Genomic DNA, 12,285 nt, shown 5'->3' with positions numbered 1-12,285 from the left:
CTGTTTCTTAGTGCTGGATGCTGTCCCGCACAGGTGCAAAGCTGCGCCGGTGCTCCGGAGTCGGCCCCAGCCGGTTCAGAGCCTCCAGGTGCTCAGCTGTTCCGTAACCTGCATTTGTATCAAAACCGTATTCCGGGTAGGTTCGCGTGAGTTCCGACATATACCGGTCCCGTTCCACTTTGGCAAGCACCGAGGCTGCAGCAATGGAGGCACTCCGCTCGTCCCCTTTCGTCAAAGGGAGCTGCGGCAGGCTGGTGGAGATGGTGACCGCATCAACAAGCAGGATATCCGCTTCTTCTCTGAGACCTTCCACCGCCTGCTTCATGGCTTTTCTGGAGGCCTGGTATATGTTTATGTCATCAATCACGTCCGCCGGAACATGCACAATGTGATACACTGCCTCCGCTGTCAGTTTTTCATAAAAATAATTCCGCTCTTCTTTTTTCAGTTTCTTCGAATCTGTAAGCCCCGGCAGAAAGCAGTTCCGGGGAAGGATCGCCGCAGCCGCGGTCACCGGTCCGGCAAGAGGGCCTCTTCCGACTTCATCCACGCCCGCGGCGGCCGTAAAGCCCTGTTCCCTGTACTGGTTCTCAAAAAACAGAGAGTCCAGAAACGCCGCTTCCCTCACCTTTTCTGCTTCTCTATGTTTGTCGTAGCGGCTGATCAGCTGACGGACGCCCTTTCTCTCATCCTGCCGCAGCGTCTCCAGCCACGCTGCATCCGGCTGCTCCTCGAATAAATAATACCGGATATCGGAAATACTCAATTTTTTCATACATCTGCATCCTTATCTCTACTCATTATATCGGATGACTTCTCTGCATTCGAAGAGGCATGCGTATCCTTTTTTTCCTCATGATCCGATGGTGTTTCAAGCGACAGGCGTCCCAGCTTTCCATCTCTGAATTCGCGCAGGATCAGGGCGGCGCACTGTTCTTCATCCACATAACCTCCCGGCTGCAGGCACCCTCTTTTGCTTCCTATCTGTGTAAACAGGTCGTGGTCGTCAGCAGGCAGTTCTTCGATCCGGTACCTCTCCTTCAACGCTTGCGGATAGCGTTCTTTCAGAAGTCTCGTCAGATAAAGAGCAATGTCCTCCAGATCGAGCCGCTCATCTTTAATCGCACCTGTTGCCGCGAGCCTGTATCCTACCATCTGGTCTTCAAATTTCGGCCATAGAATGCCTGGTGTATCAAGCAGTTCCATTTTATTTCCCACTTTCAGCCACTGCTGCGCTTTCGTGATGCCCGGTTTATCGCCTGTCTTCGCCGTCTTTCTGCCGACGAGACGGTTAATGACCGTTGATTTCCCGACGTTCGGAATTCCCAGTATCATCGCGCGGATGGCACGGGGTCTGATGCCTTTTTGTTTCATTTTATCAAAAATCGGAGCTGTGACCTTTTCCGCCTTGTCTATGACCGGTTTAGCCCCCTTACTTTGGAGAGCATTCAACGTCACCGCCTCCGCTCCTTGTGCTTCGTAAAAACGGAGCCACTGTGCACTCACATCAGGATCGGCCATGTCACTTTTTGTAAGAACAACAACTCGGGGTTTGTCCTGCAGTATTTGATCAAGCATCGGATTCCGTGAAGAAAAAGGAATACGGGCATCTACCAGCTCAACCGCCGCATCCACCCGTTTCAACTGCTCAGCCACCTGGCGTTTTGCCTTTTCCATATGTCCAGGATACCATTGAATCGTCATGGCTGTACTCCTTTCCTGTCTGCCCTGTTTGGGGAGTTTTTTTCTTCTAAAAAAAGACTGCTACGGCGCGTTTGCCGTGGCAGTCTTCGGGATTCCCTATCGAATTTCTTTGATGCGGGCAGCTTTTCCACGCAGATTGCGGAGATAGTAAAGTCTCGCCTGACGTACTTTGCCGCGGCGCTTCACTTCAATCTTGTCAATACGCGGGGAATGAACCGGAAATGTACGTTCCACGCCGATACCGTAAGATACCTTACGAACGGTAAACGTTTCACTGATTCCGCCTCCGCGGCGTTTGATAACTACGCCCTGGAATACCTGAATACGCTCACGGGAGCCTTCCACGACTTTTGCGTGTACCCGCACCGTATCCCCCGGACGGAAATCCGGCACATCGGTTTTGAGCTGATCTTTCGTGATTTCACGAAGCAGTTCCTGCATTTTTGTTGCCTCCTTCTCTCGAATGCTCATGCCGTTCTATCCGGCAGCGGAACATCGTAGTAAGCGGCTTTCACCACAAAATTTATCCTACCACACCGGATGGCGCTCTTCAACGGTTTTCTTCATTTTCTTTCACTGAAAGGTGTTCCGCGCTTTTTTCGAGCAGATCCGGGCGTCGTTTCCGCGTTCTCTCAAGCGCCTGCTGCCGGCGCCATGTTTCGATATTTTTATGATGTCCGGACAAAAGCACATCCGGCACCTTCAACCCTCTGAAATCAGCCGGTCTCGTGTAATGAGGATGTTCGAGCAGAGATTCGGAAAACGAATCTGCCGCAGCCGATTCACTGTTTCCGAGCACTCCGGGCAGAAGCCGGGTGATACTGTCGGCAAGCGTCATGGCACCAAGCTCCCCGCCAGTCATGATAAAGTCGCCGATGGAGTACTCATCTGTTGCCAGATGCGTGCGTATCCGCTCATCATACCCTTCGTAATGACCGCATAGGAATATGAGCTGCTTCTCGCCCGCCAGTTCTTCCGCGTCTTCCTGGGTGAACGGCGCCCCTTGCGGACAGAGCAGAATAATTCGTGCCTGCGAGGAGCTCTGCTGCCGGGCAAACGCTGCTGCATCAAACACCGGCTGCGGAGTCAGAACCATTCCGGCTCCGCCGCCGTACGGATAATCGTCGGTTTTGCGGTGTTTATTTTCGGAAAAATCGCGGATGTTATGCACGTGATAGGATACAGCCTGCTTGTCCTGGGCTTGTTTCAGCATGGAGGACTGGAGTACACCGGGAAACATCTCTGGAAAAAGGGTTAAAAAATCCATTCTCATCACGGCAGCAGTCCTTCCATGACATGAATGATAATGGTTTTTTCTTTTATGTCCACCCGTTTGACAATATCATCAATGTAGGGAACGAGAATATCCCGGCCGCCCCCGGCTGCCTCGACCACCCATACGTCATTGGCGCCGGGGGACTGCACCTCTTTGACCTCACCAAGCAGTGTTTTATCCTCTGCATAAACCCGGCAGCCGATGATTTCATAATAATAAAATTCATCGTCTTCAAGCTCTGAAAGTTCCGTTTCAGGTATCTGCAGAACAGCTTCCCGCCAGGCCTCAGCTTCTTCCACCGACGAAATTTCCTCCACCGTCAGAAGCCGGTGCTGTTTATGCCGCCGGGAATGCGAGACCGTAACCGGAGTGCGTTCCTTACTGCCTTTTGACAGGTAGAGCGTCACTCCCGGAGCAAACCGCTCCTCTTCAAAATCAGTAATCGGGAACACTTTCCATTCTCCTTTTATTCCATGAGTGTTCACGATTCTGCCAACATTAAACCATTCCATTCTCATCATCCGATCTTTTATTCCTTATCTGTGTAATGATCCCGTCCTGAACGACAATTTCCTGATTCTGCGACGGCCATTCATCCCCTTCAGCCACCTCTTCGATTACGTCCACTTCCCTGGATCCTATTTCAGTGCCGGGCGGAAGCTGTTCCAGCTGAGTCAGCTGAAATTCAGAGTGCTTCACCTTTTCTTTACGCTTTTCTATTTCTTTATCATATCGTTCTTTAATTTCTGTTTTCTTCCATCCGGTATCTGCTGTTTTCCACTGTTTCTGCATCTGAAACCGGAGCTGCTCTATTTCTTTGTTCAGCTGCCTTTGGTCCCGGTGAAAATCAGAAACCATCTTTTCCCGCATTTTGTCTGTCAATACATGTTTTACAGCGGCTTTTTTAATGATACGCATGGATTCACCTCAGTTGAAAACAAGTGATGGAGCGGTCCGCATCCGGGTATGAAGGGTACCGGGCATTGACCGGTCCGCTTTTTTAAAAAAAGGCAGGGAATGCGGGTCCCTGCCTTTTCTCCTATTCGATAATATCCAATCGAATGCGCTCTTGATGATGGGAGGCACCGGCATACAGGACAGAACGCATCGCATTTGCGGTTCTGCCCTGTTTTCCGATCACTTTCCCCATATCCTGCTTGTGCACCGTTAATGTCAGGACGAGAATTTCTCCTTCCCGGCGCTCTGTTACTTCCACCTCTTCGGGAAAGTCAACGAGCGCGAGGACCATTGTCTGGACCAACTGTTTCAAAGATTTCCCCGCCTTTCTCCATAATCGGGCAGCAGACAACGCTTTTTACTTTCCGTTTTTCTCGTTATGAAGACGCTCCATCAGACCTTCTTTGGAAAAAAGGTTGCGCACAGTATCGGAAGGCTGGGCGCCGTCCAGCATCCACTGTACGGCTTTCTCGCCGTTAATGCTTACTTCTGCCGGATCTTTCAGCGGATTGTACGTTCCAATTTCTTCAATAAAACGGCCATCGCGCGGAGCGCGGGAGTCGGCCACTACAAGACGGTAAAATGGTGATTTTTTTGCTCCCATACGTTTAAGTCTGATTTTAACTGCCATTAGCAGACACCTCCAAATTTTTTTCGCACAATAAATTATTATAATAGGACAGAACTTCCCTGTAAAGGGTTTTTCCTTTTCACTGTAGAAAAGGGAGCTGCATGCCGCCTTTTCCTTTTTTCTTCCCTTTTTGATTGCCGCCTGTCATCTGTTTCATCATCTTCTTCATATCTTCAAACTGTTTCAGCAGCCGGTTCACATCCTGAATCGTTGTGCCGCTTCCTTTTGCGATACGCCGTTTTCTGCTGGCATTCATCACCGACGGGTTTTCTTTCTCGTGGGTCGTCATCGAACGGACAATCGCTTCCACCCGCCCGATCTGGCTTTCGTCCACCTGAATGTTTTTCATTGCCTTTTTGTTCGCGCCGGGCATCATCTGCAGCAATTCATCAAGCGGCCCCATGTTACGCACCTGTTCCAGCTGCTCCAGAAAATCATCAAATGTAAGATCGGCCGACTTCATTTTTTTCTGCAGTTCTTTGGCGCGTTCATCATCGACACTTGTCTCCGCTTTTTCAATGAGGGAGAGCATATCGCCCATCCCAAGAATTCGGGAGGCCATGCGTTCGGGATGAAACACATCGATTTCATCAATCTTTTCACCTGTTCCGGCAAACTTAATCGGAACGCCGGTTACTTCCCGTACAGAAAGAGCCGCGCCGCCGCGGGTGTCGCCATCCAGCTTGGTAAGTATGGCTCCTGTCACCCCGAGCTGTTCGTGAAAGCTTTGTGCTACATTGACGGCGTCCTGACCGGTCATAGAGTCAATGACGAGGAGGATTTCATCGGGATCCACCGCTTCTCTCACCTGCTGCAGTTCACTCATCAGTTCTTCATCTACATGAAGACGGCCGGCGGTATCAATTAGAACATAATCACAGTTTTCTTCTTTCGCCTGTTCCACCGCGTCTTTTGCAATATCAACCGGAGAAGCTTTAGTTCCTTTGGAATAGACAGGCATATCGAGCTGTCTGCCGAGCGTTTCCAGCTGATCAATCGCAGCCGGCCGGTAGATATCAGCCGCGGCGAGCAGCGGCTTACGGTTATGATGTTTGCGGAGGTGGTTGGCTACTTTCGCCACCGTCGTTGTTTTCCCCGCACCCTGCAGGCCGGCGAGCATAACAACGGTAGGCGGTTTACGAGACGCTGCGATTTTGCTTTCTTCCCCGCCCATAAGTGTCGTCAGTTCTTCATTGACGACCTTGATAACCTGCTGGCCGGGAGTCAGACTTTTCATTACTTCCTGGCCAACTGCACGCTCTTTTACATCATTGACAAATTTTTTGACGACCTTGAAGTTTACGTCTGCTTCCAGGAGGGCCAGACGTACTTCCCGCATCATTTCTTTGACGTCGGCTTCCGATACCTTTCCGCGTCCCTTCATTTTATCGAAGGTGGACTGGAGCCGTTCTGCCAACCCTTCAAACGCCATTACATCGCCCCCTCCTCCTCGAGTTTTTCCAGAGCCTCTATCGTATCCAGCATCTCCCGGGAAGGAGAAGCACAGCCGCCGGCGTACTGCCGGAGTTCCTGATAAAATGACATCCGCCGCTTGTATTTACGGTAGAGGCCGAGTTTTTCTTCGTATTCCTCCAGCATAACTTCGGTTCGTTTGATATTATCATACACCGCCTGACGGCTCACATCGTATCTATCCGAAATTTCGCCGAGCGAATAATCATCCAGATAATAGAGCTCCAGGTATTTCTGCTGTTTTGCCGTTAACAAGGGTTGATAAAAGTCAAACAATGCGTTCATCCGCACCGTTTTTTCCAGCATAAGTCCCACCCTTTTGTTAATCCTGAATCCTTCCTATACACAGATAAGCCTACTAAAGACATTTTGCACTGTCAAGACAAAACCTTTACGATGATTCTTCTGTCTGTTCTTCCACGAGTTCCCGAAACAAACCATATACGAACTGCTCGGCATCAAACGGCTGCATGTCGTCCATTTTTTCACCAAGTCCCACCAGTTTCACCGGTATATCCAGTTCATTCCGGACAGCCAGAACAATGCCGCCTTTGGCCGTCCCATCGAGTTTCGTAAGCGCAATGCCGCTTACATCCGTTGCTTCCTGAAACGTCTTCGCCTGGCTCATCGCATTCTGTCCGGTTGTGGCATCCAGAACGAGCAGAACCTCATGGGGCGCGTTTGGAATTTCGCGTGAAATAACGCGTTTCACTTTTTCCAGTTCTTTCATGAGATTCACTTTGTTCTGCAGTCTTCCCGCGGTATCGCACAACAATACGTCTGCGTTTTTCGAGCGGGCGGACTGAATGGCATCGTACATTACCGCTGCAGGATCCGATCCGGCCTGCTGTTTCACAACGTCTACACCAACCCGTTTCCCCCACTCGTCCAGCTGCTCAATGGCACCTGCCCGGAACGTATCTCCGGCGGCCATCACGACTTTCTTCCCTTCTTCTTTAAAAGAGTGGGCCATTTTTCCGATGGTCGTTGTTTTGCCGACACCGTTCACACCGACAAACAGAATTACCGTCATGCCATCCTGCTGGATGTTCAGAGAAGCGTCGTCACCGGTTTTGTCCAGTTTTTCCGACAATTTCTCCGTAATGAGCGGCGCGATGTTCTTTGAATCCTTAATATTACGGCGGCGTGCTTCTTCTTTCAGTTCATCAATCAGCTCCATCACGGTATTCACACCCGCGTCCGCGCCGATCAGAATTTCTTCCAGTTCTTCGAAAAATTCCTCATCGACGGTTCTGTACTGCGCAAATAACTCATTCATCTGCTCAGCAAAGGAGTCTCTCGTTTTTGTAAGTCCTTCTTTGAATTTTTCCGTCACCGTGTCTGTCTGCTGGGTTACCTTGTTTTTCAGTTTTTCAAAAAATCCCATAACTGTGCCTGCAGTTTGCTGCAGATTCTACCTCCTTTGCGATTACGTTGCCGCAGATTCCACCAACTCACCTGCATCTTCCATTTTAACCGATACCATTCTCGATACACCTGATTCTTCCATTGTAATTCCGTACAACACATCTGCTTCCTCCATCGTCGCTTTGCGGTGGCTGATGACAATAAACTGGGTGGTCTCACTGAACGTACGCAGGTATTTGGCAAACCGGGCCAGGTTTGCTTCATCCAGCGCTGCTTCTACTTCATCAAGCACACAAAAAGGCACAGGCTTCTCTTTTACAATCGAAAAGAGCAGCGCGATAGCGGTTAAAGCCTTTTCTCCTCCCGACAGAAGGGACAGATTCTGCCGTTTCTTTCCCGGAGGCCGTGCTACAATATCCACCCCGGTATGAAGAAGATGATCGGGATCGGTCAGCTCAAGATCGGCTTCTCCACCCCCGAAGAGTTCCTGAAACGTGTACCGGAAGTGGTAACGGATCGCTTCAAACGTTTCGGAGAACCGGCGTTTCATTTCGTCGTCCATTTCCTGTATCACTTCATTGAGCGAATTCCAGGCCTCCTTCAAGTCCTGCCTCTGCTCCTGGAGAAAGGTGACACGTTCGTGTACACGCTCATACTCATCAATCGCTCCAAGATTGACATTACCGAGTTCATCCATCCCCATTTTGACCAGTTTGATTCGTTTGCGGGTTTCTTCCAGATCTTCTTTCAGAGGATATTGATCTCTTGCCCGTTCGAAACTTATTTCGTAATTTTCCTGCAGGTGTTCAAGTCTTGTATCAAGCTCTACATCCAGACGATTCAGCTCAATCTGATGATCGTGAAGCACCTGCTGTTTTTCATTTCGGTCATGGTTCAGCTGCTGGATGCGCGATTTCCGCTGCTCAGCGTCATCACCGGATTCGACCCTGTCCCGGCGCAGCCGTGCCATCTCCTGGGAAAGAGATTCCTTTTCTTCCCGCAGCCTTTCAATCTCTGTTTCCACATCTTCGTCTCCCTCCATGGAAGACATTTGTTCATCGAGCAATGCTATATCCTGTTCCAGTTTCTCCAGCTGGGCGGCTTCTTCCTCCCACTGTTTTTTCAAACGCTTTTCTTCGGCTTCATCATTGGCAGCGGATTCTTTAGCGCCCGCCAATTCCACTTTTATGTCTGTTTCTTTTTCTTTCAGCTCTTCCAGCTTTTCGCCGCGTTCTTTTTCCTGTTCTTCCAGTTGTGAAATCTGTTCGTCGAGCACACGCAGTTTCTCCGCGACACTGTCTTTGTTTTCCATAAGTACTTTTTCCCGTGACTGCAGACGCTCCTGCTCCTCTTCAAGGGAGGAAGATTCTTTATCATACATCGACAGCTTGGAGTTGGCTTTTTCAAGGTCTGCCTCGGCACCGGCAAGTTCTTCCTTGGCCTGCTCCAGCGTATCTCTTGCTTCTTCTCCCCGTCTGCGGCTTTCTTCCAGCTGCTCTGCTGTTTCATCACGGTTCTGCTTTTCCTGTTTTACTTTCTTTTCCAGCGTTTCCGTCTTCGCCTGCATGTCCTGGTGCTTTTCACGCAGTTCTTCCAGTTCATTTTGTCTGGCGAGAATCTGGCTGCTGTTTCTGCCGCTGCTTCCCCCGGTCATGGAGCCGCCTGGATTGACGACATTACCGTCCAGGGTCACAATCCGTACCTTATAACCGGTCAGACGTGCCATACGGTTCGCCGCTTCAAGCGATGCAGCCAGCACGACCTGTCCGAGGAGATGTTCGACAATATGCCTGTAGGAATCCTCTACATTCACAGCATCGGCTGCAGTTGTGATAAATCCTTCGTCAGACTGGAGTTTATTCCGGAAATCCGCAGAAAGCCGGCGCGGCCGGATTACCTCTGCCGGAAGAATAGTTGCTCTTCCCTTTTGACGGGTTTTCAGAAACTGTATCGCTTTCCTGGCATCCTCTTCCGTCTTTGTTACAACATTCTGGAGAGCGCCTCCAAGCGCTGTTTCAACAGCCAATGTATAGCTCTTGGGCACATCGATGAGTTCCGCCACCGCGCCGACAACACCGTTTAACGTGTCCCTGCCTGCTTTCAGTACCTCTCTTACCCCTTGGTAAAAACCGGAGTAATCGGCTTCCATTTCTTCGAGTACATGAATTCTGGAGCGGGTCTGATCCACATGCCGGTACGCTTCATACAGTTTCTGTTCGAGACCTTCCACCGATTCACTTTTTTCTTTCCACGCCTCCTGCAGGGTTTTCCATGTTTCTTTTTCCTGCTCATGTACGCTCGCTGCGTTTTCTTTTTTCCCGCGGGCGTTCTCTACGAGTTTTTCAGCCTGCTCTCGTTCTTTCACATATTCCTGATTGTCTTTTGTGAGCGATCCATGTTTATGCTCGAGCTGTTTTTTCTGTTCGTCGAGGTACTTCTCTTCGTTACGGACGGCCGCCTGTTCATTCAAACGCTCAATATATTCGCTTTTTAATGATTCAATCTCTTCACGCCGGCTTTCTTTGTATGTTTTCCATTCTTCCTGAATGGAAGAATGTTTGTCTTTCAGCGATTGGTACCGGCTGCCGCTTTCTTTCATGATACGGACCTGATTTTCCCAATCTTTCCGGGACTGCGCGCTTTTCTGTTTCAGCTCCGCGTACCGCTCTTCCCATTCCTCTTTTTTTTCGCCGGCATTTTTTCCGCGTTCTTCAAGCACCCGCCTGCGTCCTTCTTCTTTTTCAAGCTTTCCGCTGACGTTGACGAGATCATTTTGAATCCTGCTGACGGCTTCATCGATTTCTTCTGTTTTTGTCTCTGCTTCCGTCTGTTTCTGTTCCTGCTCCTTGATGAGATTGTCCGTTTTCTGCTGCTGTTCTTCCAAATGGGCAATCGTGTCCTGAAGCGTGCTCCATCTTTGATGTTTCTGTTCTATTTCACCCGCCGTCAGGGCAATATCTTTCTCTTCCAGTTCTTCTTTTTTGGCTAGATAGTCCTTTGCCATGGACGCCTGCTCTTTTAACGGCTCCACCTGATTTTCGAGCTCATGCAGAATATCTTCCACCCGGTTCAGGTTATCTTCGGTTTCACTTAATTTTTTTCCCGCCTGGTTTTTCCTCTGTTTGTATTTGGAGACCCCGGCCGCTTCTTCAAAAATCGCGCGCCGTTCCTCCGGTTTACTGGACAGTACTTCTTCCACCCGTCCCTGACCGATGATGGAAAAGGCTTCTTTTCCCATTCCGGAGTCCATGAACAGCTCTACAATATCTTTGCGCCGGCAGGACTGGCGGTTTATTAGATATTCACTGTCACCGGTGCGGTACAGTTTCCGCGTAACGCTGACTTCATGATAGTCAAGATTCAGGTACTCGTCATCATTCTCGAGCACAAGGGTGACTTCGGAGGCGTTCATCGGCTTTCTTGTATCACTGCCGGCAAAAATAATGTCTTCCATTTTTGCCCCCCGCAGCGACCGGGCCGACTGTTCGCCGAGCACCCAGCGTATGGCGTCGGACACATTGCTTTTTCCGCTTCCATTCGGTCCCACGACCGCGTTTACGCCGGGTACAAATTCTATATTCATTGCTTCAGCAAAAGATTTAAATCCTTTAATTTCTATTCGTTTGAGGAACATCGTATCAGGTGTCCTCCTCCTGGGTGTCATCATTCTTCCGGTTCCTTTTATTACTGAAAAGAACACTTTTCTATTTTATCATAATACGAAAGCGTGCATAAGGCTCATCAAACGGTATTTGCTCTTTTTCGATTGAGTCGATACAATTAAACGAGCGGCATACAGCCACAACATAGAAGGGGGAGATCATTTGGGTCTTGAACAGCCGACCGAAGAAAATCTGAATTTCATGGTGGAGGAAATCGGAAAAAAACTGCAGGTCGTGAATGCTTCTGCATTTGAACCGGGTAACTTTGATATCAGCCATTATGATGAGATAAAAGAAATGTATGAATTGATTGAATCCAAAGAAAACGTAAGCGTGAGTGAAATGGATGCCATCATCTCCGAACTCGGACGTATTAAAAAATCCTGAAAAAAGAGGCTGTCCCACATGACTGGGGCAGCCTCTTTCAGTCTTCTTTCTTTTTTTCCGGATCCAGTCTGGAGAGAGCCTGCTGGGCGGCATGTTGTTCCGCTTCTTTTTTCGACCGGCCTCTTCCTTCACCAAGTAAGTCTTCATTGAGGTATACTGCCGAAATAAACTCTCTGCTGTGAGCCGGACCGATCTCATTTTTGATTTCATAATGAATGGGGCCGTGGTTGTCTTTTTGCAGATGTTCCTGCAGCTGGCTTTTAAAATCCATCATATGCGAAAAAGCACCGTCATCGATTTTTGGATAAACCGTCTGTTCCAAAAAGGTATACACGGCATCCATTCCCTGATCGAGATATAATGCTCCCGTGAAAGCTTCGAATACATCCGCAAGGAGAGCAGGTCTGTTACGTCCGCCGGTCATTTCCTCGCCTTTACCGAGAAATACAAGCTCGCCGAACTCCAGTTCTTCTGCCAGATTGGCAAGCGATGCTTCACAGACGATAGCAGCGCGTAACTTCGTCATTTCTCCCTCACTCATCGTGGAAAATCGTTTAAACAGATGCTGCGATACCGACAATTCGAGTACCGCGTCCCCTAAAAACTCCAGCCGTTCGTTGTCATAGACCGAACGGATCCGATGCTCATTCACATAGGATGAATGGGTGAAAGCCTGAATCAGCAGTTTTTCATCAGAAAAAGACAAGCCAAGCCGTTCCAGCGTCTGGTAAAGATTCTGCCGGTGTTTTTCGGTTAATACCAGTTTCTTCGATTTTTTAGAACGGGAGCCATGGTTCTTTTTATCTGTATTCTGTCCCATATCGTCC

At 49.3% G+C, this 12,285-nt stretch carries 14 protein-coding genes; 1 reads left to right on the top strand and 13 read right to left on the bottom strand.

Translation table 11 applies throughout. The annotated features are described in order from the left end of the window. Nucleotides 1-7 precede the first annotated feature (7 nt). From BM124_RS02200 to smc, 12 genes are all read right to left on the bottom strand, one after another. The gene (locus BM124_RS02200; protein WP_093335016.1) at nt 8-775 is read right to left on the bottom strand and encodes a ribonuclease HII; all 768 of its coding nucleotides are present in this window, start codon (nt 773-775) and stop codon (nt 8-10) included. After that, on the bottom strand, nt 772-1,704 hold the full coding sequence (ylqF, locus tag BM124_RS02195; protein ID WP_093335015.1) for a ribosome biogenesis GTPase YlqF: 933 nt from the start codon (nt 1,702-1,704) through the stop codon (nt 772-774). Before ylqF ends, BM124_RS02200 begins: the two co-directional genes overlap by 4 nt. Nucleotides 1,705-1,800: 96 nt before the next feature. Continuing rightward, entirely contained in the window at nt 1,801-2,145 is a 345-nt protein-coding gene (gene rplS, locus BM124_RS02190) for a 50S ribosomal protein L19 (RefSeq protein ID WP_093335014.1), read from the bottom strand. A 109-nt stretch (nt 2,146-2,254) separates the two neighbouring features. Next, nucleotides 2,255-2,977 (bottom strand): tRNA (guanosine(37)-N1)-methyltransferase TrmD, encoded by a 723-nt coding sequence (trmD, locus tag BM124_RS02185; RefSeq protein ID WP_093335013.1) that lies wholly within the window; start codon nt 2,975-2,977, stop codon nt 2,255-2,257. Then, entirely contained in the window at nt 2,977-3,498 is a 522-nt protein-coding gene (gene rimM, locus BM124_RS02180; protein ID WP_093335168.1) for a ribosome maturation factor RimM, read from the bottom strand. Before rimM ends, trmD begins: the two co-directional genes overlap by 1 nt. Then, nucleotides 3,479-3,898: a YlqD family protein gene (locus BM124_RS02175; protein WP_093335012.1), complete on the bottom strand. Its 420-nt coding sequence runs from the start codon at nt 3,896-3,898 to the stop codon at nt 3,479-3,481. Before BM124_RS02175 ends, rimM begins: the two co-directional genes overlap by 20 nt. Before the next feature lie 121 nt (nt 3,899-4,019). Next, complete coding sequence (locus tag BM124_RS02170) at nt 4,020-4,250, bottom strand: KH domain-containing protein (RefSeq protein WP_093335011.1); 231 nt, start codon at nt 4,248-4,250, stop codon at nt 4,020-4,022. Nucleotides 4,251-4,295: 45 nt separating this feature from the next. Beyond that, entirely contained in the window at nt 4,296-4,568 is a 273-nt protein-coding gene (gene rpsP / locus BM124_RS02165; RefSeq protein WP_093335010.1) for a 30S ribosomal protein S16, read from the bottom strand. Nucleotides 4,569-4,647: 79 nt separating this feature from the next. Continuing rightward, on the bottom strand, nt 4,648-6,000 hold the full coding sequence (gene ffh / locus BM124_RS02160) for a signal recognition particle protein (RefSeq protein ID WP_093335009.1): 1,353 nt from the start codon (nt 5,998-6,000) through the stop codon (nt 4,648-4,650). Further along, a complete protein-coding gene (locus BM124_RS02155) occupies nt 6,000-6,347 on the bottom strand; it encodes a putative DNA-binding protein (RefSeq protein WP_093335008.1) in 348 nt (115 codons plus the stop codon). The genes ffh and BM124_RS02155 overlap by 1 nt, the downstream gene beginning before the upstream one ends. 85 nt (nt 6,348-6,432) lie before the next feature. Beyond that, nucleotides 6,433-7,428 carry a signal recognition particle-docking protein FtsY gene (ftsY, locus tag BM124_RS02150; RefSeq protein WP_093335007.1) on the bottom strand — a complete coding sequence of 332 codons (996 nt, stop codon included), beginning with the start codon at nt 7,426-7,428 and terminating at the stop codon, nt 6,433-6,435. Between the two features lie 42 nt (nt 7,429-7,470). Next, complete coding sequence (gene smc / locus BM124_RS02145) at nt 7,471-11,043, bottom strand: chromosome segregation protein SMC (RefSeq protein WP_093335006.1); 3,573 nt, start codon at nt 11,041-11,043, stop codon at nt 7,471-7,473. Between the two features lie 190 nt (nt 11,044-11,233). Here smc and BM124_RS02140 point away from each other — a divergent pair, with 190 nt between their 5' ends. Further along, nucleotides 11,234-11,458 (top strand): DUF1128 domain-containing protein, encoded by a 225-nt coding sequence (locus tag BM124_RS02140; protein ID WP_093335005.1) that lies wholly within the window; start codon nt 11,234-11,236, stop codon nt 11,456-11,458. 37 nt (nt 11,459-11,495) lie between these two features. Here BM124_RS02140 and rnc read toward each other — a convergent pair whose 3' ends face one another. After that, nucleotides 11,496-12,278 (bottom strand): ribonuclease III, encoded by a 783-nt coding sequence (gene rnc, locus BM124_RS02135; RefSeq protein ID WP_093335004.1) that lies wholly within the window; start codon nt 12,276-12,278, stop codon nt 11,496-11,498. Nucleotides 12,279-12,285: the final 7 nt, after the last annotated feature.

The sequence above is a fragment of the Salibacterium halotolerans genome (assembly GCF_900115625.1).
Classification (GTDB): Bacteria; Bacillota; Bacilli; order Bacillales; family Marinococcaceae; genus Salibacterium; species Salibacterium halotolerans.
Note: the sequence above shows the minus strand (reverse complement) of the source record. Positions and strands in the feature narration are given on the sequence as shown.